Source organism: Allobosea sp. TAF32 (genome assembly GCF_052113585.1).
Taxonomy (GTDB): Bacteria; Pseudomonadota; Alphaproteobacteria; order Rhizobiales; family Beijerinckiaceae; genus Allobosea.
On the sequence record NZ_JBFRDM010000008.1, the window covers coordinates 220,749 to 244,392 of the forward strand.

General features: G+C 66.1%; 24 protein-coding genes, 1 tRNA gene and 2 pseudogenes. 10 read left to right on the forward strand and 17 right to left on the reverse strand.

Annotated features, from left to right (window positions below; all coding sequences use genetic code 11):
• Positions 1-2 precede the first annotated feature (2 nt).
• From AB4Z16_RS18140 to AB4Z16_RS18150, 3 genes are all read right to left on the reverse strand, one after another.
• Entirely contained in the window at positions 3-1,988 is a 1,986-nt protein-coding gene (locus tag AB4Z16_RS18140; RefSeq protein WP_441512756.1) for an acetyl/propionyl/methylcrotonyl-CoA carboxylase subunit alpha, read from the reverse strand.
• Between the two features lie 36 nt (positions 1,989-2,024).
• Positions 2,025-2,708, reverse strand: coding sequence for a cation efflux transmembrane domain-containing protein (locus tag AB4Z16_RS18145; RefSeq protein ID WP_441512757.1), 684 nt, complete (start codon positions 2,706-2,708; stop codon positions 2,025-2,027).
• A 142-nt stretch (positions 2,709-2,850) separates the two neighbouring features.
• A complete protein-coding gene (locus tag AB4Z16_RS18150) occupies positions 2,851-3,612 on the reverse strand; it encodes an SDR family oxidoreductase (protein WP_441512758.1) in 762 nt (253 codons plus the stop codon).
• 153 nt (positions 3,613-3,765) lie between these two features.
• Here AB4Z16_RS18150 and AB4Z16_RS18155 point away from each other — a divergent pair, with 153 nt between their 5' ends.
• On the forward strand, positions 3,766-4,851 hold the full coding sequence (locus AB4Z16_RS18155; RefSeq protein WP_441512759.1) for a Kelch repeat-containing protein: 1,086 nt from the start codon (positions 3,766-3,768) through the stop codon (positions 4,849-4,851).
• A gap of 184 nt (positions 4,852-5,035) precedes the next feature.
• On the forward strand, positions 5,036-5,701 hold the full coding sequence (locus tag AB4Z16_RS18160) for a hypothetical protein (RefSeq protein ID WP_441512760.1): 666 nt from the start codon (positions 5,036-5,038) through the stop codon (positions 5,699-5,701).
• A gap of 120 nt (positions 5,702-5,821) precedes the next feature.
• Here the strand turns inward: AB4Z16_RS18160 and AB4Z16_RS18165 are convergent, their stop codons facing one another.
• Complete coding sequence (locus tag AB4Z16_RS18165) at positions 5,822-6,214, reverse strand: GFA family protein (protein ID WP_441512761.1); 393 nt, start codon at positions 6,212-6,214, stop codon at positions 5,822-5,824.
• A gap of 159 nt (positions 6,215-6,373) precedes the next feature.
• Here AB4Z16_RS18165 and AB4Z16_RS18170 point away from each other — a divergent pair, with 159 nt between their 5' ends.
• On the forward strand, positions 6,374-6,844 hold the full coding sequence (locus AB4Z16_RS18170; protein ID WP_441512762.1) for a hypothetical protein: 471 nt from the start codon (positions 6,374-6,376) through the stop codon (positions 6,842-6,844).
• Positions 6,845-6,859: 15 nt separating this feature from the next.
• On the opposite strand, the gene AB4Z16_RS18175 is transcribed toward AB4Z16_RS18170, so the two are convergent.
• The 3 genes from AB4Z16_RS18175 to lipB form a co-directional block, all read right to left on the reverse strand.
• A complete protein-coding gene (locus tag AB4Z16_RS18175; protein WP_441512763.1) occupies positions 6,860-8,467 on the reverse strand; it encodes a carboxyl transferase domain-containing protein in 1,608 nt (535 codons plus the stop codon).
• A gap of 115 nt (positions 8,468-8,582) precedes the next feature.
• Positions 8,583-8,783, reverse strand: coding sequence for a hypothetical protein (locus AB4Z16_RS18180; protein WP_441512764.1), 201 nt, complete (start codon positions 8,781-8,783; stop codon positions 8,583-8,585).
• Between the two features lie 69 nt (positions 8,784-8,852).
• Positions 8,853-9,557: a lipoyl(octanoyl) transferase LipB gene (gene lipB / locus AB4Z16_RS18185; RefSeq protein WP_441512765.1), complete on the reverse strand. Its 705-nt coding sequence runs from the start codon at positions 9,555-9,557 to the stop codon at positions 8,853-8,855.
• Positions 9,558-9,692: 135 nt separating this feature from the next.
• Here lipB and AB4Z16_RS18190 point away from each other — a divergent pair, with 135 nt between their 5' ends.
• From AB4Z16_RS18190 to AB4Z16_RS18210, 5 genes and pseudogenes are all read left to right on the forward strand, one after another.
• Entirely contained in the window at positions 9,693-9,962 is a 270-nt protein-coding gene (locus AB4Z16_RS18190) for a FliM/FliN family flagellar motor switch protein (protein WP_149128694.1), read from the forward strand.
• 126 nt (positions 9,963-10,088) lie between these two features.
• Positions 10,089-10,173: transfer RNA gene (locus AB4Z16_RS18195), tRNA-Leu, on the forward strand.
• 217 nt (positions 10,174-10,390) lie between these two features.
• Positions 10,391-11,164 (forward strand): annotated as a pseudogene (locus AB4Z16_RS18200) (glycoside hydrolase family 25 protein); the annotation flags it as partial.
• Between the two features lie 353 nt (positions 11,165-11,517).
• Positions 11,518-12,456: a glycoside hydrolase family 25 protein gene (locus AB4Z16_RS18205; protein ID WP_441512766.1), complete on the forward strand. Its 939-nt coding sequence runs from the start codon at positions 11,518-11,520 to the stop codon at positions 12,454-12,456.
• 89 nt (positions 12,457-12,545) lie between these two features.
• Positions 12,546-13,538: a CorA family divalent cation transporter gene (locus AB4Z16_RS18210; RefSeq protein ID WP_441512767.1), complete on the forward strand. Its 993-nt coding sequence runs from the start codon at positions 12,546-12,548 to the stop codon at positions 13,536-13,538.
• A gap of 8 nt (positions 13,539-13,546) precedes the next feature.
• Here AB4Z16_RS18210 and dmeF read toward each other — a convergent pair whose 3' ends face one another.
• Both dmeF and AB4Z16_RS18220 read right to left on the reverse strand, forming a co-directional pair.
• Positions 13,547-14,530 (reverse strand): CDF family Co(II)/Ni(II) efflux transporter DmeF, encoded by a 984-nt coding sequence (gene dmeF, locus AB4Z16_RS18215; protein WP_441512768.1) that lies wholly within the window; start codon positions 14,528-14,530, stop codon positions 13,547-13,549.
• An 18-nt stretch (positions 14,531-14,548) separates the two neighbouring features.
• Positions 14,549-14,815, reverse strand: coding sequence for a metal-sensing transcriptional repressor (locus AB4Z16_RS18220; protein ID WP_441512769.1), 267 nt, complete (start codon positions 14,813-14,815; stop codon positions 14,549-14,551).
• A gap of 208 nt (positions 14,816-15,023) precedes the next feature.
• Here AB4Z16_RS18220 and AB4Z16_RS18225 point away from each other — a divergent pair, with 208 nt between their 5' ends.
• Both AB4Z16_RS18225 and AB4Z16_RS18230 read left to right on the forward strand, forming a co-directional pair.
• Complete coding sequence (locus tag AB4Z16_RS18225; RefSeq protein WP_441512770.1) at positions 15,024-16,196, forward strand: isovaleryl-CoA dehydrogenase; 1,173 nt, start codon at positions 15,024-15,026, stop codon at positions 16,194-16,196.
• 134 nt (positions 16,197-16,330) lie between these two features.
• Positions 16,331-16,801, forward strand: coding sequence for a gamma-glutamylcyclotransferase family protein (locus tag AB4Z16_RS18230; RefSeq protein WP_441512771.1), 471 nt, complete (start codon positions 16,331-16,333; stop codon positions 16,799-16,801).
• A gap of 74 nt (positions 16,802-16,875) precedes the next feature.
• Here AB4Z16_RS18230 and AB4Z16_RS18235 read toward each other — a convergent pair whose 3' ends face one another.
• The 8 genes and pseudogenes from AB4Z16_RS18235 to AB4Z16_RS18270 all read right to left on the reverse strand — a co-directional run.
• On the reverse strand, positions 16,876-17,979 hold the full coding sequence (locus tag AB4Z16_RS18235) for an ABC transporter ATP-binding protein (protein WP_441512772.1): 1,104 nt from the start codon (positions 17,977-17,979) through the stop codon (positions 16,876-16,878).
• A 16-nt stretch (positions 17,980-17,995) separates the two neighbouring features.
• Positions 17,996-18,823 carry a carbohydrate ABC transporter permease gene (locus AB4Z16_RS18240; RefSeq protein ID WP_441512773.1) on the reverse strand — a complete coding sequence of 276 codons (828 nt, stop codon included), beginning with the start codon at positions 18,821-18,823 and terminating at the stop codon, positions 17,996-17,998.
• Positions 18,813-19,649 carry a carbohydrate ABC transporter permease gene (locus AB4Z16_RS18245; RefSeq protein WP_441512774.1) on the reverse strand — a complete coding sequence of 279 codons (837 nt, stop codon included), beginning with the start codon at positions 19,647-19,649 and terminating at the stop codon, positions 18,813-18,815. Before AB4Z16_RS18245 ends, AB4Z16_RS18240 begins: the two co-directional genes overlap by 11 nt.
• 118 nt (positions 19,650-19,767) lie before the next feature.
• Positions 19,768-20,505: a tyrosine-protein phosphatase gene (locus tag AB4Z16_RS18250; protein ID WP_441512775.1), complete on the reverse strand. Its 738-nt coding sequence runs from the start codon at positions 20,503-20,505 to the stop codon at positions 19,768-19,770.
• A gap of 71 nt (positions 20,506-20,576) precedes the next feature.
• Positions 20,577-21,872, reverse strand: a complete 1,296-nt coding sequence (locus AB4Z16_RS18255; RefSeq protein WP_441512776.1) for an ABC transporter substrate-binding protein — start codon at positions 21,870-21,872, stop codon at positions 20,577-20,579.
• Between the two features lie 31 nt (positions 21,873-21,903).
• A complete protein-coding gene (locus tag AB4Z16_RS18260; protein ID WP_441512777.1) occupies positions 21,904-22,761 on the reverse strand; it encodes a metallophosphoesterase in 858 nt (285 codons plus the stop codon).
• 78 nt (positions 22,762-22,839) lie between these two features.
• Positions 22,840-23,301: a TetR family transcriptional regulator gene (locus AB4Z16_RS18265; protein ID WP_441513078.1), complete on the reverse strand. Its 462-nt coding sequence runs from the start codon at positions 23,299-23,301 to the stop codon at positions 22,840-22,842.
• Between the two features lie 9 nt (positions 23,302-23,310).
• Positions 23,311-23,475: pseudogene (locus AB4Z16_RS18270) on the reverse strand (TetR family transcriptional regulator); the annotation flags it as partial.
• Between the last annotated feature and the right edge of the window lie 169 nt (positions 23,476-23,644).

Consider the following 23,644-nt stretch of genomic DNA (forward strand, 5'->3'; position numbering starts at 1 on the left):
GGCTATTCACCGATCACAACCACCTTCGCACCTTCTGCCACCTGTGCGCCCGGCTCGCCCGCGACCTCGCTGACGGTGCCGTCGCGCGGGGCGGTCAGCACATGCTCCATCTTCATCGCCTCGACGATGGCGAGGCGCTGGCCCTTGGTCACCGCCTCGCCCGGCGCCACGAAGAGCGCAACGAGCTTGCCATGCATCGGCGCCTTGACCACGCCGCCCGAACCGGCGGCCGCCTCGAGATCGACCTTGAAGGGATCGAACAGCGACACCGCCGTCTGTCGGCCGCGATGCAGCGCAAACCACGTGCCGCCCTCGCCTTCGGCCAGCGCGATCTCGTGCTCGCCTTCCCCGATCTCGTGGCCCGGCAGGCTGACGCGAGCGTCCTCGCCATGCCATTCGATCTGCGCTTCGATGCGCTCGCCATCAACCAGCAGCGGCAGCCCGAGCGGCTGACGCGGCATCAGCGAGAAGGCGTCGGGGTCGAGCCAGGGCGAGCGTGACTCGCCCTCCGCCCGTCCGGCGGCCTCGATCATCCCAGCCTCCTGCCGCTCCTCCTCGAGTTGCAGGGCAGCCGCCGCCACCGCCGCCGCGTCGAGCGGCTGCGGCTCGGCGCCGAGCGCGCTGATGTTGCGGTCGATGAAGCCGGTATCGAACGGCCCGGCCCGGAAGCCCTGCGCCTCGGTCAGTTTCTTCAGGAATGCGAGATTGGTGCGCGGACCGGCGACGATCGTCTCGCCCAGCGCCGCACCGAGCCGGTCGAGCGCCTCGTCGCGGGTCGCGCCATGGGCGATCACCTTGGCGATCATCGGGTCGTAGAACGGCGTCACCGTATCGCCGGCCTCGACGCCGGTGTCGATGCGGATGCCCTCGCCCTCCGGGAATTGCAGCGCCCAAAGCTTGCCCGTCGAGGGCAGGAAGCCCTTTTCCGGGTCCTCCGCATAGAGCCGCGCCTCGACGGCATGGCCGGTCGCCTTCACGTCGTCCTGCGTGAAGCCGAGCGGCTCGCCCGCCGCGACCTTGAGCTGCAACTCGACCAGATCGAGCCCGGTGATCGCCTCCGTGACGGGATGCTCGACCTGCAGGCGCGTGTTCATCTCCATGAAATAGAAGCGGTCGGCCCGGAGCCCGTCCCGGCCATCGGCGATGAACTCGACGGTTCCGGCTCCGACGTAGCCGACCGCCCTCGCCGCCTCCGTCGCCGCCTTGCCCATCGCGGCACGTACCTCGTCCGTCATGCCGGGCGCCGGTGCTTCCTCGATCACCTTCTGGTGGCGACGCTGCAGCGAGCAGTCGCGCTCATAGAGGTGGACGACATTGCCGTGGCTGTCGCCGAAGACCTGGATTTCGACATGGCGCGGCGCGAGCACATATTTCTCGACCAGCACGCGCGCATCGCCGAAGGCATTCTTGCCCTCGCGCTGGGCGCTTGTCAGCGCGTCCGCAAAGTCCTCCGCCCGCTCGACCTTCTTCATGCCCTTGCCGCCGCCGCCGGCGACCGCCTTGATCAGAACGGGATAGCCGATGCGCTCGGCCTCCTTCGCCAAAAACCCGGCATCCTGCTCGGCGCCGTGATAGCCCGGCACGACCGGCACATCGGCCTTCTCGACCAGCGCCTTGGCGGCGTCCTTCAATCCCATCGCCCGGATTGCGGAGGCGGGCGGGCCGACGAAGACAATGCCGGCCTTGGCACAGGCATCCGCGAAATCGGCATTCTCCGAGAGGAAGCCGTAGCCGGGATGAATGCAGGCAGCGCCGGCCTCCTTCGCCACCGCGAGAATCTTGGCCGCGTCGAGATAGCTCTCGCCGGCTGGCGCCGGGCCGATATGGTAGGCCTCATCAGCCATCTGCACGAACAGCGCCTCGGCATCGGCATCCGAGTAGACTGCGATGGTGCGCAGGCCCAGCCGCTGCGCGGTGCGGATCACCCGGCAGGCGATCTCGCCGCGATTGGCGATCAGGATGGAGGGCAGCTTGGCGGCGATCGTCATGGAAGCGTCCTCGGCAGCATCCTTGGCTTTTCGCCTTTATAGCCCGCCCGCCGCTTCTGTCTGCGCCTTGTTGTGCAAACCGGGCTGGGCCGCTTCCGACCCCGCGCGCCGCCGCAGCGAGCGCCAGATCGCCCATGTCGCCTGGAAGCAGATCCCTGCGACGACGAGATCGAACAGATATTCCGGCCAGCGCACCGGCGCGACGCGCGCCGCAAGCCCCACCAGCGCGAAGCCGGTCGTCGAGATCGCATCGTTGCGGCTCGACAGCCAGGTCGCCTTGATCACCGGATTGTCCTCGCGGCGGAACCGCCAGAGCACGGCAATGACGATGAGCGCGATGACGATGGCGCTCGCCGCCGCGAAGCCGAGCGTCCAGACCTCGATCGGTCGCGGGCGGACAATCTTGTCCCAGAGATCGTAGAGGGTGTGCAACCCGGCGACAGCCATGACGGCGCCGATCGCGATGGCCGCCAGTCGCTCGGCCCGTGCGTCCCGGCCGAAGACCAGAGCGGCGATGCCGTAAAGCGCGACATCGTAGACCCAGTCGACGCCGTCCTTGAACAGTTGGGCATTGCCGATGGCGAGCGCCCAGACAGTCGCCACCGCCTGAACCAGGATGCCGAGCGCGATGCCCCAGATGGTCAGCGTATAGGCGCGAGCCACGGTGGGACCGGTCACCGAGTCCATAATCGCATCAGGAGCATTCTCGATCGCCGCCATGCGGCCTCCCGTCACTCTCGGGCGCAGCGCCTGGGTCCGACCTTTGGTCGGCCCAAGGATAAACTCCGCGGAGCCCCGAGAATCTCATCATCCATCTGGACGAGATGCCCGGGTCAAGCCCGGGCATGACGGAGCTGCCCGATCACCCGCGCCCGACGAGCGGCGCCTTGGTCGCCATCACCGTGACGAAGAGGATGTTCGCGTCGAGAGGCAGTCCGGCCATATGCAGCACCGTCGTGGCGACGTGGTCGACATCCATCACCGGCTCGACCTTCACCGAGCCGTCGGCCTGCGGCACGCCGGTCGTCATCTTCTTGGCCATGTCGGTCAGCGCATTGCCGATATCGACCTGGCCGACCGCGATGTCGTATTTGCGCCCATCGAGCGAGGCGGTCTTGGTCAGGCCCGAGATCGCATGCTTCGTCGCCGTATAGGCGGCCGAGTTTGGCCGCGGCACCTGGGCCGAGATCGAGCCGTTGTTGATGATGCGCCCGCCACGTGGCTCCTGGCTCTTCATCGCATTGAAGGCGGCCTGGGTGCAGAGGAAGGGGCCGGTCAGGTTGGTATCCACCACCTTCCGCCAGTCCTCCAGCGAGAGGTCCTCCAGCAGGACCCCGCCCGGCGCATTGACGCCGGCATTGTTGAAGAGAACGTCGACCCGGCCGAAGGCCTCCTTCGTCTTCTTGAACAAGCTCTCGACCGAGGCCTTGTCGGTCACATCGGTCGAGACCGCCAGTGCGCGGCCCTTGTCGACGCCGGAGAGCGCGATCGTCTCCTCCAGCGCATCGACCCGGCGCCCGGCCAGCACGGTGCGGTAGCCGTCCTTCAGGAAGGCGATGGCGACCGACCGCCCCACGCCCGAGCCGGCTCCGGTGATGATCGCGACCTTGTTATGCCCAGACATGCGTTTCCTCGTGTTTCCTGCGGCCTAAATCGTTTGATATGGCGCACGACCATAGCGACGGCGACGGCTCGGGGGAACTGCGCAGCCGTTGGCGTTGCATGCGCTTGCCGCCCGCCGGCTCTGCCTTATCGTTGTAGTCGGGAGGACGTTGCGATGACCAGCCTGAACCGCCGCCATCTGCTGGCTGCTGGCGCCGCCGCGCTCGCCGGCCCGGCGCTCGCCCAGCAGCCGGGCCATGAGCACCACGGCCCGCAATATGAGCGGCTCACCCAGCCCGGGCGGATCGAGAAGCCCGCGCTCGCCACCACGCAGAACGTCTTCGACTCGCCGGCGCCAAAAGCCGCCTCGCCCGGCCGCTGGAGCCCGAAGGCGCCGCTGCCGCTGCCGCGCTCCGAGATGGCCTGGGCAACGGCCTTCGAGGACAAGATGCATATCGTCGGCGGCTACGCCGAGCAGCGCGTCGACCGGCCCTATCACCATGTCTATGAGGCGATGTCCGATCGCTGGAGCGATGCCGCGCCACTCCCACTCGGCGCCAACCATGTCGGCGTCGCCGTCCTCGACGGCAAGCTCTACGCCATAGGCGGCTTCCTCGAGCAGAACCGCAAGCCGCATCCGCGCTGCTTCGTCTATGGTCCTAAGATCGATCGCTGGGCCGAGATCGCCTCGTTACCGGCCGCGGTCGGCTCGGCCGCCGTCGTCGGGCTGAACGGCCGCCTCCACGTCATCGGCGGCGCCATCGGCGACACCTTCGACACCAAGAAGTCGATCGACTGGCACCTGACCTACGAACCGAAAACCGACCGGTGGGATAGGCGCACGCCCATGCCCACGGCGCGCGACCACACCGGCACGCTCGCTATCGGCAACCTGATCCACGTGATCGGCGGGCGCGTCGATTCCTTCCACACCAACTCGAACCTGCACCACGCCTATGATCCGACGACGGACAAATGGGCGATGCGCTCGCCCCTGCCGACCGCCCGCTCCGGCCACGGCGCCGTGCTCTATCGCGGCAAGGTCTTCGTGATGGGCGGAGAGGGCACCAACCGCGTCTTCGGCCAGATGGAAGCGTATGATCCTGCGGCGGACAGCTGGGAGCAGTACGCGCCGATGCTGACGCCCCGCCATGGCCTCGGCGCGGCAGTGGTCGGCGATGCGATCCACGTCGCTGGTGGCGGCCCGATCATGGGCGGCGGCGTACAGAGCGCCGTGCACGAAGCCTTCGCGCTGGGCTGAAGCCCCGGAAGCGAGGCGAACCCGACCCGAACGGCACCGTGGGTCGTTGGCGAAGCAGAATTCGGCGGCGGTTCCTCTCTCGGAATGCAGTCGTGTTAAAGTAATTTTGGACCGGCCGCGGATTTGGAGGAGCAACCGGACGACCACGTATCCAACAGCACGGAAGACGATGGGAGGACCAACCATGGGCACAAGATGCGTTACGCTTGCCGCGGCCGTCGGGCTGCTGGCACTGGCCGGCGGTGTGGCTAAAGCCCAGACAGCAGAGATGAGTTTTTTCGTCACCAGTGCGGGGTCCGGCAAGGGAGCTGATCTCGGTGGCATCGAGGGTGCAGATGCGATTTGCCAGCGCCTCGCCCAGGCGGTTGGCGCCGGCGGCAAGACTTGGCGAGCCTATTTGTCGACGCAGGCGAGTGCTGGTGTGGCTGCCGTCAATGCGCGTGATCGCATCGGCGCCGGTCCCTGGCGTAATGCCAAGGGAGCGGTCATCGCCACCAGCGTTGCTGATCTGCATGGTGCTGCAGCGAATCTCACCAAGCAGACCGCGCTGACTGAGAAAGGCGAAATCGTAAACGGCATCGGCGACAGGCCCAATGAGCACGATATGCTGACGGGCTCGCAGGCTGACGGCACGGCATTCGGTCCGGGCGACGACCGTACTTGCGGCAACTACACCAGGAGCGGCACGGAGGGGGCGGTGATGATGGGTCACCATGACCGCACTGGGCTCGATCAATCGCCGCCCGCGAAATCCTGGAACATGGCGCATCTCTCGCGCGGCGGCTGCAGCCAGGATGCTCTGAAAAGCACGGGCGGCGCCGGCCGCTTCTACTGCTTCGCGACCAACTGACGCGATCACGCAGCGACCGCCGAGGGGCGCCACCAATGATCAGTGCCGTCGCGCGGACGGCACCGCGGAATTCGGCGCCTTCCCGATCGCGCATCGCGCGGTCGCCTCACAGCGCGCTCGCTATTCCTCGTAGCGGCCGGTGGCATCCCGATCGCGCTCGTATCGTCGCTTGAATGGAAAAGGCGGCAGCCAGGATTCGCGGCGGACGGTCCAGAGCTCGTAGGTCGGCACCAGTTGGTCGGGGGCATCGAGGGATCCCAGGTTCACCTCGACCTCATCCCCGCTGCGGGCGAAAACCGGCGAGCCGCAGCGGGGACAGAAGAACCGCCCGGCATAGTCGCGGGTCTCGCCGGCAATCGTCACCGCCTCCTGAGGGAACACCGCGGAAGCGTGAAACAGCGCTCCGTGATGTTTGCGGCAATCGAGGCAGTGACAAATGCCGACCCGATAGGGGCGCCCCGAGGCCACGATGCGAACGTCTCCGCAGCGGCAACTAGCGGTGAATCGGTCCATGCCGCGCCTCCAGGAAATCAGATGATCCAGATGCCGATGATCAGCATCGTCGAGCGTTGGTGCAGCTCGCGCCAGCCCTTAGCGCCGGAAGCGACAGCTATCGACAGGCGTGTCAAACGATGCCCTCATGCTGTCGATATTCCAAGGAGGCCACCCGCCTTGCTCCGCACCCTGCTGATCCTGCTCGCCATACTGACGGCTCCGCTCGCGCGCGCCCAGGAGCCCGCCCTCGAACTCGCGGGTATCGGAGCCGCTGCGATCCGGCTCTCGCCGGGATCCCTCGCCAGCCTGCCGGCCGTGGAACGCGACGTGACGTTCGAAACCTCGAAGGGGCCGGCGACGCATCGCTACAAGGGCGTGCTGTTCTGGGATGTGCTGCAGGCGAACAAGGCACTCGACGGCCTGAAGCCCGCCGACCAGTTGAGGAAGACGTTCCTCGTGAGTGCCAAGGACGGCTATCAGATCGCCTTCTCGATCGGCGAGATCCACCCGGATTTCGGCGGCCTGCCCTTGATCCTTGTCACTGCCGTGGACGGCAGGCCGCTCGACGGAGGCTGGCGCCTCGTCGCCCCCGGTGACAAGCGCGGCGCGCGCGCCGTCTTCGAGGTCACGAAGATCGAATTGCGCTGAGGCGGGCTGCGCCCCTCACATCCGGAAAACGCCGAACTTCGTCTCGGGCACATCGGCATTGAGCGTGGCGGAGAAAGCCAACGCCAGCACCCGGCGCGTCTCCGAGGGCAGGATGATGCCGTCGTCCCAGAGCCGGGCTGTCGCGAAATAGGGCGAGCCCTCCTCCTCGTATCTGCTACGGATCGGCGCCTTGAACGCTTCCTCATCGGCCGCAGGCCAGCTCTTGCCCTCGGCCTCGATATTGTCGCGGCGCACCGTCGCGAGCACGCTCGCCGCCTGCTCGCCGCCCATCACCGATATCCGCGAATTCGGCCAGGTGAACAGGAAACGCGGCGAATACGCCCTTCCGCACATGCCGTAATTGCCGGCGCCGAAGGAGCCGCCGACCAGCACCGTGATCTTCGGCACCCGCGCCGAGGCTACCGCCGTGACGAGCTTGGCTCCGTCCTTGGCGATGCCGCGTGTCTCAACGTCGCGGCCGACCATGAAGCCGGTGATGTTCTGCAGGAACAGCAGCGGGATCCGCCGCTGGCAGCAGAGCTCGATGAAATGCGCGCCCTTCAGCGCACTCTCCGAGAACAGGATGCCGTTATTGGCGATGATACCGACCGGGATGCCGTGGATGCGGGCGAAGCCCGTTACCAGCGTCGTGCCGTAGAGCTTCTTGAACTCGTCGAACTCCGAGCCGTCGACGAGTCGCGCGATCACCTCGCGGATATCATACTGCTTCTTGAGGTCGGTCGGGACGACGGCTTCCAACTCGGCGGGGTCGTAGAGCGGCTCGACCGGCTCGGCGATGTCGATGTCCGGCCGCTTCACGCTGTTGAGATTGCCGGCGATGCGCCGGGCGATGGCAAGCGCATGGGTATCGTCGCCGGCATAATGGTCGGCGACTCCCGACAGCCGCGCATGGACATCGGCGCCGCCCAGATCCTCGGCCGAGACGACCTCACCGGTCGCAGCCTTCACCAGCGGCGGGCCGCCCAGGAAGATCGTGCCCTGCTTCCTAACGATGACCGTCTCGTCCGACATTGCCGGCACATAGGCGCCGCCCGCGGTGCAGGAGCCCATCACGACCGCGACCTGCGGGATGCCCTCGGCCGAGAGCGTCGCCTGGTTGTAGAAGATGCGGCCGAAATGCTCGCGGTCGGGAAAGACCTCGGTCTGGTGCGGCAGGTTCGCGCCGCCGGAATCGACGAGGTAGATGCAGGGCAAGCGATTCTCGCGCGCGATCTCCTGCGCCCGCAGATGCTTCTTCACCGTCATCGGGTAGTAGGTGCCGCCTTTGATCGTCGCATCGTTGCAGACGATCATGCATTCCCGCCCCGCGACGCGCCCGATACCGGCGATCATGCCGGCGGCATGGACATCGCCCTCATACATGCCGAAGGCAGCGAGCGAGCCGATCTCGAGGAAGGCAGAGCCGGGGTCGGTCAGGCGCAGCACGCGTTCCCGAGGAAGCAGTTTTCCGCGGGAGGTATGGCGCTCGCGGGACTTGGCATTGCCGCCGAGCGCAGCCGTCGCGCGCCGCTCCTGCAGCTCGTCGCGCAGGCCGGCCCAGGCTTCGGCATTGGCGCGCGTCTCAGCCGAATTCAGATCGACCTTGCTCTCGATGACAGGCACGGGCGCGCTCCCTCACGACAATCCTTGGCCCGAGGTTATGGCGCGCCCTATCGAAAACGCCAACCGGCACGGACACCCGGACGCGGCCGGGCAAATCCGCGCCGGGCGCTTGCGTTCACTCGCTCATCTTGTTGATCGATCCGGTTACGGAAGGCGCCGCGACAGCGCCGATCGCACCTCCGGCGACCGCGCCGATCGGTCCGCCGACGATCGCCCCGGCTCCCGCTCCAGCGGCAGCGCCGGCAATGCGCTGGTCCGTCGTGTTGCAGGCTGCCAGCAACACGGCGAAGCTACCGGCGAAAAGGAAAACACGCATCGTCGTCCCCATGCTTTTGGCCCAGTCCCCATACCGAGGATGGGTTTGGCATGGCTAACGACAGGTAAATCAGACCAAGTCCGTCGGCCCGAACACCCGCTCGAAGGCTTCGCGCAGCATCGAATCGGCCTCCGGCATCGTCACCGGCAGGCCGAGATCGACGAGGGAGGTCACGCCATGCTGGCTGACGCCGCAGGGCACGATTCCGTCGAAATGGGAAAGGTCAGGCTCGACATTGAGCGAGATGCCGTGGAACGAGACCCAGCGTCGCACGCGGATGCCGATAGCGGCGATCTTGTCCTCGATATCAGCGCCCTTCTCCGGCCGGCGCACCCAGACGCCGACGCGGTCCTCGCGCCGCTCTCCGCGGATGTTGAAATCGCCGAGCGCGCCGATCAGCCAGCCTTCGAGCGCCGCGACGAAGCGGCGCAGATCCGGCTGGCGCCGCTTCAGGTCGAGCATGACATAGGCCACCCGCTGGCCGGGGCCGTGATAGGTGAACTGCCCGCCCCGCCCCGACCGAAACACCGGGAAACGCTCCGGCGCGATCAGATCCTCGTCGCGCGCCGAGGTGCCGGCCGTGTAGAGCGGCGGATGTTCGACCAGCCAGACGCGCTCGCGGGCCTTGCCGTCGGCGATCAGGCCGGCACGCAGTTCCATCTCGGCGACGGCCTCGTCATAGCCGGTCAGTCCCTCCGCCACGACCCATTCGACCGGCTCGGAGCCTGCTTCCGGCAGGAAAGAGACGGCCAACTCCTCACGCATCTTCACCATGGCTTAACCATGTTCCGTTCAATCTTTCCGGGCCGACGACATCCGGCACCACCTCGGCAAGCCTGATGCGCCGAAAACCGGCTGGCAGGCAAGTTTTGCTGGTCCAATTCTGAAGTAAGGTTCCGGAGGCAGGACTTGAAGGCCGATCTCGATCTCGTTCCCGTCGAGCTCACTGTCGTGCTGGGGCAGACCCAGATGCCGATCTACAAGCTGCTGCGACTCGGCCGCGGCGCCATCATCGAGCTCAACGCCAGCGAGACCGACGAAGTCCAGATTCTCGCGAACAACCACCCCTTCGCCAAGGGAATCGTCGTCGTCAGCGGCGCGAGGATCTCCGTCGAGATCACCCAGATGCTGAAGCGCCCGACGATCTACACCCTGCAGAGCGTCGCCGAAGCCGCCTGAAGCGGCCCATTCTGGGGAAAATTCGATATCGCTCGTTTTTCCACAGTGACACTCTTGTGGCAGCGGATTCGATTTGCTAGATCGGCGCCGCTCCCTGGTTGCACCGCCCGCAACCGGAACCGAGCTGCGGTCGTGGCGGAATTGGTAGACGCACTACCTTGAGGTGGTAGCGGGGAGACCCGTGGAGGTTCGAGTCCTCTCGACCGCACCAAATTCGGACAGTGTCCAGCGAAAGGCGACCTTCGGGTCGCCTTTCGTGTTTCCGGGCCATCGCAAGGCGTTACGGCAAGAACCTTCCTTTCCGCGGCAACAGCGAATCGACGGTGCCGAACGGCCGGATCACGGAGCTGCCGCGGATTGGGCTGACAGACGGCAGAACTTTGGTAACGTAAACCGGCCGTCAAGCATTCTCCGCAATTCTCCCCGACATGAACTCCCATCGCATGCAGTTCTCCCGCATCCTGCCCTTTCTGGCTGCCGCCGCTGTCGCGGCCCTTGGTGGCTGCGTGGCGCTCGACAACTATCCGTCGAAGGGCGATGCGCGCCCTCATCCCGGTGTCGCCGCGGCACATAGCTATCCGATCCACGGCATCGACATCTCGCGCTGGCAGGGCGATATCGATTGGGCCTCGGTCAAGGCGGCCGGCACCCGTTTCGTCTACATGAAGGCGACAGAGGGCGGAGACCATGTCGATCCGGCCTTCCAGCGCAACTGGGAGGGTGCGCGCCGCGCCGGCATCCCCCGCGGCGCCTACCATTTCGTCTACTGGTGCCGCCCGGCGCATGAGCAGGCGGTCTGGTTCAAGCAGCAGATTCCCAACGATGCCGATGCGCTCCCGCCGGTGCTCGACGTCGAATGGAACGGGCACTCCCGCACCTGCCCCCAGAAGATCGACCGCGAGCTGGCGCGCGAGAAGATCCAGCTGATGCTGAGGGAACTGGAACAGCTCACGGGCAAGAAGCCTGTGATCTACACGGACATCACCTTCCACCGCGAGGTGCTGGAAGGCCAGTTCAACGAGTACCCCTACTGGATCCGCTCGACCGCGGCCCTGCCGGAAGTGCGCTACAACAACCGCACCTGGGGCTTCTGGCAGTTCACCACCACCGGCCGCGTGCCCGGCATCAAGGGCGACGTCGACCGCAACGCATTCTTCGGCACGGAGAGCCAGTTCGCCGGCTGGCTGCGCGGCGAATACGACATCGGCATGCGGCGTTGGGACAAGCGGGAGGCCGCTCCGCAACCCGCGGCGGCTCCTGCGCTTCAGCAAGCCCCCTCGCCGGCTCCCCTTCCCGGCCAGGCCCCGCTGCCGGCACCGGACGTGCCGAGCGACGTGCCGGTCGCGCGCATCCCGGGCAGCGCTCCTCCAGTCGCCTCCGCCTTCCAGCCGAGCCGCATGGCTGCGAGGGCTGCTCAGGACTCCGACCTCGACGATTGAGGGCCCGCCAGCCCGGCGGTTAACCAAGGCTGAAACTCTTCGCTAGATCGCGCGGCAATTCTAACCGCTGCTTAACCACGCTCCCGCCATCTGGACCTGTGATGCGGGAGAGACACATGCCAGCGGGCAAGCTGACCAGCGGACGGACCGGGCTTGGAGCCCTTGCCCTAGCGGCGCTTCTGACCTGTTTTGTCGAGCCGGCACTGGCTCTCTATCCGAAGAAGGGCGACAGCGCCCCGCATCACGGCGTCCGCGATGCGCGGCGCAAGGTCATCCAGGGCATCGATGTATCGCGCTGGCAGGGCGAGATCGACTGGGGCAGGGTCAAGGACGCCGGCACCCGCTTCGCCTTCATCAAGGCGACCGAGGGCGGCGACCATCTCGACCCCAACTTCAAGCGCAACTGGGCCGAGGCGAAAAAGCACGGCATTCCACGCAGCGCCTATCACTTCGTCTGGTGGTGCCGTTCCGCGAAGGACCAGGTGCGCTGGATCAAGAAGCATATCCCGCGCGACCCGGATGCCTTGCCGCCCGTCCTCGATGTCGAATGGCAGAACGACTCGCAATGCACCCGCAAGATCTCGCGCGAACTGGCGCTCGCCAAGATCGAGGAGATGCTGAAGGGGTTGCGCGAGCACACCGGCAAGAAGCCGATCATCTATACCGACATCAATTTCCACGAGGACGTGCTGGAGGGCGAACTCAAGGATCACCCCTTCTGGCTGCGCTCGACCGCCGCGCCGCTGGCCAAGCGCTATGCCCGGGACCGTTGGGAATTCTGGCAATTCACCACCACCGGGCGCGTGCCCGGCATCTCCGGAGACGTCGATCGCAACGCCTTCTTCGGCAGCGAGCGCGAGTTCGAGGCCTGGCGCAAGGGCCACTTCGACATCGGTTCGCGCAAGTGGCACGGTGGCGAGCCGAAGGTTGCCGAACAGAGGGCACTGCCGACACCGGCCGGCGCCCGCGCGCCGAAGGCTGCGGGCGGAACGCAGCTTCAATTCGCTCCGCCGGGGCGTATCCCGCCTGCGCGCACGGCCGCCAATCGCAACTAGCCGGGGATAGCGACTGTCACGTCGCTGTCACATCCGCAGCGCCCTTAGGCGCGCCGCCGGCCAGACTGCGGCGGTAGCGGAAACAGACCATGCCCGGCGACGTGCAATCCCAATCCGGCATCATCTGGGCCTACCGCTTCGATGAGGATGGGTTGCCGAGCCGGGTTCCGCGCGACATCCTGCCGGACCTAAATCCCGCCGAGGGCTTCGTCTGGCTCCATCTCGACCTCGTCCACACGCGGGCCCAGAGCTGGATCGCCGAGCAGGCCCTGCCGGACGCGACCCAGGAAGCGTTCCTCTCGCACGAGCAGCACCAGCGGCTCGACCATTCGGCCAACCTCGCCTGGGGCGTCTCGCACGATCTGATCCGCGACATCGCCCACAAATCCGAGGATGTCGGCGCGCTGCGCTGGATCGTCGGCGACCGGTTCCTGCTGACCGGACGCCGCGAGGCGCTGCACTCGATCCGCATGACGGCGGAGGCGCTCGATCGCGGCGAGCCGGCCGCGAGCCCGGCCGGGCTGTTCGAGCAGATCATCGAATACATCATCGACGACGTCACCGACGCGGTCATCCGCCTCGTCGACGAGACCGACAGCGTCGAGGATCACATCCTGCTCGATAGGCTGCATGATGGCCCGCAGCGTGTCGGTGCAGTGCGCCGCACGGCCGTCCGCCTGCACCGGCAGCTCAGCGGCCTGCATGTGCTGTTCCGCCGCTTCGCCGAGACGCCGTCCGGCCGCAGCGCCCCGGATGCGGTCAAGGCGGCAGCCCTGCGGTTGCTCCAGCGCATCGACGGCCTGCACCACGATGTCCAGTCCGTACAGGACCGCGCCCGGCTGCTGCAGGATGAGATCGCCGCCCGCTCGGCCAGCCGCACCAACCGGCAGCTCTATGTGCTCTCGCTGCTGACGGCGCTCTTCCTGCCGGCGACCTTCATCACCGGCCTGTTCGGCATCAATGTGAAGGGGCTGCCCTGGGTCGAGTCGGATTTCGGCGCCGCCTTCGTGTCCCTGTCCTGCATCTGCGCAGCGCTGTTCACGCTGATCCTGCTGCGCCGCCGCGGCGTGATCGGCGACTGAGCCCGCCCCTACGCGGCGGAACGCGTGTTCACCTCGACCGTGACATGCGAGAGCGTCGGCAGATCGGCGAGCAGCGCCTTGTAGGCCGCGGGCGGCTTGGGCTGGCCGGTCACGACCGAGACGATGGCGCTGCGATGGCCCGGCCCAACCTGCCAGAGATGCAGGTCGGCGACCTCTGCGCCCTCGGCCGCGATCCGCTCTCCGATGCGCTTTGCCAGCTCCTCATCCGGCACCGTGTCCAGCAGCACGCCTCCCGAGCTGCGCAGCAGCCCGATCGACCAATGGGCGATGACGCAGGCGCCGACGATGCCCATCACCGGATCGAGCCAGACCCAGCCGTAGAAGCGGCCGCCGAGCAGCGCCGTGATCGCCAGGATCGAGGTGAACGCATCCGCGAGCACATGCATGTAGGCGGCGCGCAGATTGGTATCCCCGCCATGACCGCCATGGGCGTGGTGATGGCCGTGTTGGTGGTCGTCATGCCCGCGGCCGTGATGCCCGCTGCCGCCATCGTTGTGGCCGTGGTGATGATCGTGCCCGTCGCTCAGCAGCCAGGCGCTTACGAGATTGACCAGAAGCCCGAGCACGGCAACCGCCGTCGCCTGGGTGAAGTCGATCGCGATCGGCGTGTAGAGCCGCAGCGCCGACTCCCAGGCGACAGCCAGTGCGATGAACATCAGCAGCAACGCGCTGGCGAAGGCAGCGAGATCGCCGAGCTTGCCCGTTCCAAAACTGAAGCGGCGGTCATGCGCGTGCTGGCGCGCGAAGCGATAGGCAAAGGCAGCGATGCCGAGCGCCGCCGCATGGGTCGACATATGCCAGCCATCGGCCACGAGAGCCATCGAGCCGAAGACCGTACCGGCCACGATCTCGGCGACCATCATGACGGCCGTCAGGCCGACGACGAGCCAGGTGCGCCTCTCGTGGCGGTCATGCGCGCTGCCGAGAAAGATATGCTCATGCTGGGCGGGAAAGCTGTTCGCGTCCGACATCGGTTTACTCCGCGGCGGTCAGAGATATTTGGTGAGGGCCTTGAGCTCCTCGATCGACTTGCGCGCCTCGGGCGTCGAGACCTGTGCGTGGTCGAACAGATGATGCTCGATATGATCGAAAATGAGCAGCGACTTGACCTTTTCCAGCGCCTTCTCGACCGCCTGGAGTTGCTGCACCACCTCAGGCACTGCCCTGCCCCCCTCGACCATGCCGACGACGGTGCCGAGGTGCCCCTGCGCGCGGCGCAGGCGGTTGATGATGTCGGGATCCATCGCGTGGCTCATGTGCGTATCCTATCCCCCTGGATAGGATACGCACATGCTTTGGATTCCGTTTGGAACGCTGCTCCGCCGATGCCGGCTGCGAGACCTGACCGTGGCGTCGACGCCAAACTGCGCCGGGCGCGGCTGCGCACTGACGCGCCGCCCCCGGGGCAGCTATAACGAAGGCAAAGGGAGCCCCGCTCCCCACGATCTGCCGGGAGGTTCCGCCATGCTTGCCAACGCGCCGCGCCCGTTCAATTTCGACCTCGGCGAGACCGCCGACGCCATCCGCGACACCGTCCATGCCTTCGCGCAGGAGAAGATCGCCCCGCGGGCCGAAGAGATCGACCGCACCAACCAGTTCCCGCGCGATCTCTGGCCGGAAATGGGCGCGCTCGGCCTGCACGGCATGACGGTCGAGGAGGAATATGGCGGCTCGGGGCTCGGCTATCTCGAGCATTGCATCGCCGTGGAGGAGGTCAGCAGAGCCTCGGCCTCGGTCGGCCTCTCCTACGGCGCCCACTCGAATCTCTGCGTCAACCAGATCCGCCGCAACGGCAACGAAGCGCAGAAGCGCAAATATCTGCCTGGGCTGATCTCCGGCGAGCATGTCGGCGCGCTCGCCATGTCCGAGCCCGGCTCGGGTTCCGACGTCGTCTCGATGCGCACCCGCGCCGAGAAGAAGGGCGACCGCTACGTCCTCAACGGCAACAAGATGTGGATCACCAACGGCCCGATCGCCGAAACGCTGGTCGTCTACGCCAAGACCGATCCGGAGGCCGGCTCACGCGGCATCACCGCCTTCCTGATCGAGAAGGGCATGAAGGGGCTCTCGACCCATCAGAAGCTCGACAAGCTCGGCATGCGCGGCTCCGACACCTGCGAGCTCGTCTTCCAGGATTGCGAGGTGCCGGAGGAGAACGTGCTCGGCCAGGTCGGGCGCGGCGTCAACGTGCTGATGTCGGGTCTCGACTACGAGCGCGTCGTGCTGGCGGCCGGGCCGCTCGGCATCATGCAAGCCGCGCTCGACGTGGTCATGCCCTATGTCCACGAACGCAAGCAGTTCGGCCAGTCGATCGGCGAGTTCCAACTCGTCCAGGGCAAAGTCGCCGATATGTATGTCGCGATGAACTCCTGCCGGGCCTATGTCTATTCAGTCGCCAAGGCCTGCGACCGCGGCGAGACGACCCGCGAGGACGCCGCCGGCGCCATCCTGATCGCGGCCGAGAAGGCGACACAGGTCGCGCTCGATGCCATCCAGTTGCTCGGCGGCAACGGCTACATCAACGACTACCCGACCGGGCGATTGCTGCGCGACGCCAAGCTCTACGAAATCGGCGCCGGCACCAGCGAGATCCGCCGCATGCTGATCGGCCGGGAACTGTTCAACAAGACGAAGTAAGGGTCAAAGGCGCCGTCATGCGCGGGCTTGACCCGAGCATCTCAGGACGAGATGCCTCAACAAACAGGGCGGCAATGCGTCCCGAGATTCTCGGGTCTGCGCTGCGCGCCGCCCGAGACTGACGCGAGGCCCCAATGCCCCTCTATTTCGCCTACGGCCTCAACATGGATCCGGTCGGGATGGCCGAGCGCTGCCCGAATTCGCGCCCGCTCGGCCCCGCTCGCCTGCCGCGCCATCGCTTCATCATCACCCGCGACGGCTATGCTTCGGCGATCCGCGATACGCGCGACGAAGTGCATGGCGTGCTCTGGGATTGCTCGCTCAGTGACATCCGCGTGCTCGACAAGTTCGAGGATATCGCGAGCGGCCTCTATGTGAAGATCAGCCAACCGGTGATCGTGCCGGGCGGCGCCAAGCGCACGTTGATCTATATCGGTCGCTCAGCCGAGCCGGGAAAGCCGAAGCCCGGTTACATGGAGACGGTCATCGCTGGAGCAAAACACTTCAGCCTGCCAGAGGCTTACATCGCCAACCTGAATCGTTTTCTGACCGAGAACCGAGGGATGGTGTTACCGCGATTGCGGGAAAAACTCCGCAAATTCTGATGCCCGTGGGCCAACGCGAGAGCTATTTCGACGCCGGGAACGCTCGGATGTCGGCGGATCGTTGCGAGGTTGGACTAGACGAGTGCCGCTACAGCTCTCGCCGGAGGGGCGTAGCGGAGCTCGACCCGCAGCCCGGCTGCGTCGAAGAAGTGCCAAGTCGAGCCGTTGAAGCCAAGCCGGACGGACTTGCCTTCGATCTGTTCCGTTCCCGGCGGCAGGATGACTGCCAGGTCCCGGTCGAGGATTCTGCAATACGCGATGCGCGAATTTCCGAGCTCCTCGACCATGTCGACGACCGCGTCGCAGCCCTCGGCCGCTTCGCTCATGACGATCTCTTCCGGACGGATCCCAGCGACCAGTTGCGTGCCTGGTCTCATGCCAGAGCGCAAAGCGATCGCCCGCTCCGGCTCGATCTCGAGCGCGACGGCCCCGTCGTCGCGGACGAAAGCCGGCAGTAGGTTCATGGCGGGAGCCCCGAGGAAACCAGCCACGAAAAGCGACGCCGGACGACGATAGATCTCGGACGGCGCTCCGATTTGCTCCACCCGGCCCTTGTTCATCACGATCAGGGTGTCGGCGAGCGTCATCGCCTCGATCTGGTCATGCGTCACGAGGATGGAGGTCGTCCGCAGCCGCTTGTGCAATCGCTTGATCTCGATCCGCATCTGCACGCGCAGCAGGGCGTCGAGATTCGAGAGCGGCTCGTCGAACAGGAAGATCTGCGGCTCGCGGACGATCGCCCGGCCCATCGCCACCCGCTGGCGCTGGCCGCCGGAAAGCTGCGCGGGCTTGCGACCGAGATAGTCGCTCAGCCCGAGAAGCGCGGCGGCCTCGCGCACCTTGCGCTCCTTTTCGGCCTGCGGAACGCGGGCGATCTTCAGCGGATAGGCGATGTTCTGCGCCACCGTCATATGCGGATAGAGCGCGTAGTTCTGGAAAACCATGGCGCAGCCGCGCTCTGCCGGATCGACGAAATTCACCACCCTGTCGCCGATCACGATGGTGCCGTCGGTGATGTCCTCGAGCCCCGCGATCATCCGCAGCAAGGTCGACTTGCCACAGCCCGAGGGGCCCACGATGACCGCAAAGTCTCCGTCGGGGATCGCGACATCGATGCCATGCAGCACCTGCTTGCCGTCATAGCTCTTGCGGAGCGCCGTGATCGAAAGAGCGGACATCAGAGACCTCTCGGCATCAGCGGATGCCCGATTTCATGAAGGATTGAACGACCTGACGCTGCAGCACGAGATAGATCGCCAGGACCGGCAGGCTCGCCATCGTCGAGGCCGCCATGAGAGGGCCCCAGGCATTGCCCTCGGCCGTCATGAACATTTGGATGCCGATCTGGATCACGCTGTTTTCGGGCGTGCGGCTCAGCAGCAGCGGCCAGAAATACTCGTTCCATGTCGAGATGAAGATCAGGATGGCGAGCGAGGCGAGCGTCCCGCGCAGGCTGGGCATGACCACCTCCCACAGCACGCGCCAGTGCCCGGCGCCATCCATTCGGGCCGCCTCCAACACCTCTTTCGGAAAGCTCCGCATGGTCTGGGCCAGCAGCAGGATCGCCAGCGCGGAGGCGAAGTTCGGCAGGATCTGTGCGGCGACGCTGTCCAGCAGACCCATCCGCGCGATCAGCAGGTAGTTCGGGATCATCACGACCTGGAACGGCACGAGCCAGGTCAGCGCGATCAGAGCGTAAACGAGACGATCGCCCGGGAAACGCCAGCGCGCGAAAGCATAAGCCGCCAGCAGCCCGGTGAAGAGCTGGATCACCGTCACCGCGACGGAAATGACGAGCGTATTGGCCAGCATCCGGACGATCGGGATGGCGTCCAAGGCCGCCGCATAATTCGCGAGCGAGAGCTCGGAGGGCCAGAGGCTGGTCTCGAAGATCGCATTCTCGGGACGCAGCGAGGTGACGATCATCCAGTAGACCGGGAACAGGCAGAAGATCGACAGCAGGACCATGACGAGATGGCCCACGGCGCGGCTGCGCTGCCCCGGACGAATGTCAGTTGTCATGGATGGAATACCTGTCGATCAGCCGCAGGAGGACGAAGGCGATCGCGCTGAAGCCGAGGAAGAGGATGACGGCCGAGGCCGAGCTCCAGCCGACGGACATCGTCGAGAAGCCGAAATCCCAAAGCAGGTAGAACAGGTTCGTTGTCGAGCCGAGCGGGCCGCCGCCGGTCAGGACATGGATGTAGCTGAAGCTCCATTGCGCGCCGAGCAGCGCGGTCATCATCAGCAGGAACAGCACCGTGGAGCGCAGCAGCGGCAGGCGCACGTCGCGGATGATCTCCCAGCGCGAGGCTCCGTCCATTCGCGCGGCCTCGATCAGTGCCGGATTGATGTTGGCGTTGGCGGCCGAAAGGATCAGCGTCGAGAAGCCGATCAGCTTCCAGCCTGTGATGACGATGATGGTCCAGATCGCCCAAGCGGGATCGCCCAGGAAGCGGACAGGCGCAGCGCCGGTCAGGGTGATGCCGGCATTGACCAGCCCGTGGCCGGGATCGAGCAACCAGCGCCAGACCACCGCGCCGACGACGGGGGCGATGATCATCGGGACGAAGATGATCGCGCGATAGATGTTGCGCGAGCGCGCCGGCAGGTCGTGCGTGTAGATCGCGATCGCGAGCGGCAGCAGCACGGCGAGCGGGATCAGGCCGAGCACGTAGACGCCGGTATTGGCGACTGCATCCCAGAATTTCGGCAGCGAGAATATCCGGACATAGTTGTCCCATCCGACGAAACGCTGCGGCGCGTTGGGCAGCATGTTCCAGCGGAAGAAGCTGAGCCGGACGGCGTCGATCAGCGGCCAGTAGATCCACAGGATCAGCTTGATCATCGCGGGCGCCAGATAGAGCCACGGAGAGACGATCCATCTCGCCCTGCGCCTCGAGGCCGCCGCAGGGAGCTCGGCGAAGGGTTTCATCGCATGTGCCATGTGCCGGCTGCCGCGCGCTTCAATCGTTCAGCCGGGCCTGCAGCCGCTCGATCCGAGCGGGCGAGAGCCCGATGGCTGCGAGATAGGTGGCGATGCCGCCATGCCGCTCCCGCAGATGCGCGAGCATCGTGCGGATCGTGATCTCATCGCTCGCCAGCATGAGCGAGACCTGGGCCGGATCGGCGCCGCCCGCGAGCGCGCGCTCGCGCAGCCTTTCGAGCATCGCCTGTCCGAGTTCGGCGGTCAGGACGTAGTCGGCGGCGATCTCGTCATCGGCGACGCCGGCGACCAGCAGCAGGAGCGCAGCGACGATACCGGTGCGGTCTTTGCCAGCCGTGCAGTGGAAGAGCACGACCCCTTCGGGCGCCTCGGCGATGGCGGTCAGGACATCCGCGAGCCGCGCGCCACATCGATCCAATGCCTCGCAGTAGCGTGCTGCCATATTGAGCGGCGCTGACAGCGTTCCAATGGGCTCCAACTGGTCGAAAAGCGCTATGCTGCGGTAGCGCACCGTCGCATGGGCAGCGAACGGGTTCGGCTGATGGGCAATCTCGTGGAACCCGCGCAGGTCGATCACCAGAGCCAATCCGCGGTCCACCAGCGCGTCGCGGCTGCTCTCGCTCAGATGCCAGAGGTCGTCGCCGCGCAGCAGGCGCCCCCAGCCCGTGGCGACACCACCGGCGCCGGCATAGCCCCCGAGATCGCGGATATTATGGGCGTTCGGCAGCTGCCAGTGACGCAAGGGGTGAAGCGGCATCGATCGGGTGACCTGTCGGTGAACGGAAACGCGGAGGGAGCGGGCGGGGACGCCCGCTCCAGCGTCAAAGGTCAGGGCATCATCGCCTGGCCGCGGGTCTGCGCCTCGGTCAGGATCCTGGCGACGTCGCCTCGGCCGAAGACCGCTTCGATGACGGCGTCCTTCATAAGGCTTTCGACCTGCCGGTAATCGGGGCCGGGAAAGGCGACGTTCGGGGTCAGCCGCGAGAGCTGCTCCAGATTCGGGCGGATCAGCGGGTTCGCGGCGGTCCACGGGCCGAGGTAATTGGGATCGTCGACGATATCGAGACGGAGCGGCAGGTAACCGATCTTGCTGGTGATGATCGTATAGCCGCGCTTCGAGGTCATGAACTTGAGCAACTCGTAGGAGGCACGCTGCTTGGCCGGATCGGTCGAGAACGCGAAAAGAGCAGAGCCGGAGTTGGTCGGCGCCGTAGGCTTGGTGCCGAAGGCCGGCATCGGCGCGACGCGCAGCTCCCATTTGCCCCTGGCCGCATTGGAGATGCTGTTTTGCAGCGCGCTCGTATAGAGGAACATGCCGAGCTTGCCTGCGGACATGGCATCGGCCGGGCTGGCCGGGTCCATGCGCGAATGCCCACCGCCCGCGACCATGTCGCGCAGCATTTGCACGGCCTCGATACCTTCGCGGCTGGCATAGGTCAGCCTGTTGCCGTCCCGGACCTTGCCGCCATTCGACATCAGGATCGCCTGGTAGACGAAGGTGCCGTCGGCCGGCCCATAGGCGCCGGGGAAGAAGCCCTCGGCGCCGGTCTTCTTGGCGACGGCCTCGGCGGCCGTGCGCACTTCTGCCCAGGTCCGCGGCGGCTTGTCAGGGTCGAGCCCTGCCTTCCGGAACAGGTCTGCGTTGTAGTAGAGGATCGGCGTCGAGAAGGTGTAGGCAAGGCCGTAGGTCTTGCCGTCGACCTTGCCGAGCTCCAGGCCGTTCGGGATCATCCCCGCGGTGAGCTCGGCATAGCCCTTCGCGCCCGCCATGTCCTCGAGCGGCTGTGCGCCGAGATCCGTAGCCAGATAGATCAGGTCGCGGAAGACGAGCTGCGCGACGTCGGGCTGGCGCCCGGCAGCCATGTCCGCCTGCAGCCGCGTTATGATCTCGTTCGGCGGCACTGGGACCGGCTGCACCTTGATCAACGGATTGGCGGCCTCGAACTCGGCGATGAGCTCGCGCGTCGCCTGCGCGCCGGCCGTGGCTGTGGCGAGGTTGTAGTTGTAGAAGGTGATCGTGACCGGCTTGCTCGGCGGGCCAGCCATCTCCGCCGCTGCCGGGTTCGACAAGACAATGCCGAGCCCGCCCGCAGCCAGCAGCCGCAACATCAAACGTTTCATCATGGGTAGACCCGTCCTTGCGGTGACTCTGGGTTCAACCCGCCGTGGCTTCGGCCAGGGCGGCTTCCTGCCGCTCGCGCAGCATTGTGAGGTCGTAGCGGTTGAGCTCGGCCCGATCGGACGGCAGCGGGACGAGCGCCATCGTCAGGCCCGATTTGCGGACCGTGCCGATGCCGAAGGAAGCGCCGCGGACCATGCGCAGGACCGAGCTTTCCAGAATGTCGGTGGCCGCGTGCATCCCCATACCGACGATGACTGGGATGCCGTGCCAGACCGAAAAGCGGTCGTGATGGATATGGCCGCTCAGGATCGCGAGGATGTTCCGCCCGACAAGCATCTCGGCCAGGCGCTGCGACTGGTTGAACTCGATAGTGCGCCAATGGGCCCAGTCCGGGGCCTCGCCGAGCGCGGGCGCGTGATGGGCGACGAGCAGCTTCGGCAGCTCCGGGTGGGCGTCGAGCCTGGCTTCAAGCCAGTCGAACTGTTCGGGTTCGATCGTGCCGCCGATTTGGCCGGGCGTGCTGGTGTCCAGGACGATGACGTGCAGCCCGCCGATGACGTGGTCATGGTCGTAGGACGCCGTAAGCTCGTCGGCACGATCGAGCATGCCCTGATAGAAGCCCTCGCGCGTGTCATGATTGCCGAGCGCGTACAGGACCGGAACGTCCGTCGCCTGCATGAGCCGGGCGAGATGCCTGTAGTCGTCAGTGCTCCCGCGGTTGGTCAGGTCGCCACTGGCGATGATGAAGGCGGGCTTCGGCTCGATGCGGCCGATCATCGCGAGGATCGAGGTGAGCGTCTCGCTCGTATTGCTGAACAGGTGATCGTCCGAGACCGCGGGATCGCCGACATGCAGGTCGGTAATATGGACGAATGTGACGCTTGATTTCATCGGAGGCTCCGCGAGTTCGGAGCCCGATAGGTCTGCCAAATGTCACTGGAATGAACGAATTCAAACGCCGTTTGACAATCAGTGCTGACGGAACATCGGCGTGGCGACAGAAACGATATGGCCGAGCAGCGCCTCGGGATCCGACATGTCGATCCGGCCCATGGTGAGGGCTTCTGTCCGCTGCCGGTGCCGGATGAGCTGCGATCGGATGCCGAGAAGGCAACTGATCCTGAAGCCGATCTCCGCCTCGTCGAGCCATGGCGCGACCTTCAGGAAATGCGCGATGAACAGGCGGTGAGGCTCGATCTCGTCGATCATCGCTCGGTACATCTCCGGCTTCTCCGAACCCAGGTAGTTGGAGATTACATGCCTAAGGACCGGATAAGCGGAATCCGGATCGAGCGCCCAGCGGATCGAGGGGCCGATGATAGCGCGGACCAACGCGTCGGCGGGCACCGGCTCAGGGTGGGCCGCATCAACGGCCGTTTGCAGAAGCGCCAGACGCTCTGCGTTGAGGCGTCGGTAGGTGCGCTCCGCCACCGCAATGAACAACTGTTCGAGGCCGCCGAAATGATAGTTGATCGCAGCCGGATTCGTGCCGGCGCGATCGGCGATCCGACGCGATGAGACTTCGGACGGATGTCTTGCCTGGACGAGCAGGTCCTCGCAGGCATTCAATAGGGCTGCGGCCGTAGCATTTGCTGTCATGCCCATAACCTCGCGATGTGACCTAGGCCATGCGTCATTCCGGCAGAGCCGGTCTTGGCGACGCCGGCCCGAAGGTGCACGTCAGCGCGATGCGGTCAAATGCTTCTCATGGGCGCGCCCCTGGCCCGCTTCGCGAGCGCGTTCCGCACTATCCGGATTGGCCGCCCGCGCCAGC

Bases quoted from the DNA above. Each gene is read 5' to 3' on its own strand.
- AB4Z16_RS18180 (WP_441512764.1), bottom strand. From the start codon at position 8,783: ATGCGTGTTTTCCTTTTCGCCGGTAGCTTCGCCGTGTTGCTGGCAGCC.
- AB4Z16_RS18230 (WP_441512771.1), top strand. From the start codon at position 16,331: ATGCCCCTCTATTTCGCCTACGGCCTCAACATGGATCCGGTCGGGATG.
- AB4Z16_RS18205 (WP_441512766.1), top strand. From the start codon at position 11,518: ATGCCAGCGGGCAAGCTGACCAGCGGACGGACCGGGCTTGGAGCCCTT.
- AB4Z16_RS18160 (WP_441512760.1), top strand. From the start codon at position 5,036: ATGGGCACAAGATGCGTTACGCTTGCCGCGGCCGTCGGGCTGCTGGCA.
- AB4Z16_RS18165 (WP_441512761.1), bottom strand. From the start codon at position 6,214: ATGGACCGATTCACCGCTAGTTGCCGCTGCGGAGACGTTCGCATCGTG.
- AB4Z16_RS18155 (WP_441512759.1), top strand. From the start codon at position 3,766: ATGACCAGCCTGAACCGCCGCCATCTGCTGGCTGCTGGCGCCGCCGCG.
- AB4Z16_RS18220 (WP_441512769.1), bottom strand. From the start codon at position 14,815: ATGAGCCACGCGATGGATCCCGACATCATCAACCGCCTGCGCCGCGCG.
- lipB (WP_441512765.1), bottom strand. From the start codon at position 9,557: ATGGTGAAGATGCGTGAGGAGTTGGCCGTCTCTTTCCTGCCGGAAGCA.
- AB4Z16_RS18255 (WP_441512776.1), bottom strand. From the start codon at position 21,872: ATGATGAAACGTTTGATGTTGCGGCTGCTGGCTGCGGGCGGGCTCGGC.
- AB4Z16_RS18260 (WP_441512777.1), bottom strand. From the start codon at position 22,761: ATGAAATCAAGCGTCACATTCGTCCATATTACCGACCTGCATGTCGGC.
- AB4Z16_RS18235 (WP_441512772.1), bottom strand. From the start codon at position 17,979: ATGTCCGCTCTTTCGATCACGGCGCTCCGCAAGAGCTATGACGGCAAG.
- AB4Z16_RS18240 (WP_441512773.1), bottom strand. From the start codon at position 18,823: ATGACAACTGACATTCGTCCGGGGCAGCGCAGCCGCGCCGTGGGCCAT.
- dmeF (WP_441512768.1), bottom strand. From the start codon at position 14,530: ATGTCGGACGCGAACAGCTTTCCCGCCCAGCATGAGCATATCTTTCTC.
- AB4Z16_RS18245 (WP_441512774.1), bottom strand. From the start codon at position 19,649: ATGATCAAGCTGATCCTGTGGATCTACTGGCCGCTGATCGACGCCGTC.
- AB4Z16_RS18150 (WP_441512758.1), bottom strand. From the start codon at position 3,612: ATGTCTGGGCATAACAAGGTCGCGATCATCACCGGAGCCGGCTCGGGC.
- AB4Z16_RS18250 (WP_441512775.1), bottom strand. From the start codon at position 20,505: ATGCCGCTTCACCCCTTGCGTCACTGGCAGCTGCCGAACGCCCATAAT.
- AB4Z16_RS18210 (WP_441512767.1), top strand. From the start codon at position 12,546: ATGCCCGGCGACGTGCAATCCCAATCCGGCATCATCTGGGCCTACCGC.
- AB4Z16_RS18225 (WP_441512770.1), top strand. From the start codon at position 15,024: ATGCTTGCCAACGCGCCGCGCCCGTTCAATTTCGACCTCGGCGAGACC.
- AB4Z16_RS18145 (WP_441512757.1), bottom strand. From the start codon at position 2,708: ATGGCGGCGATCGAGAATGCTCCTGATGCGATTATGGACTCGGTGACC.
- AB4Z16_RS18140 (WP_441512756.1), bottom strand. From the start codon at position 1,988: ATGACGATCGCCGCCAAGCTGCCCTCCATCCTGATCGCCAATCGCGGC.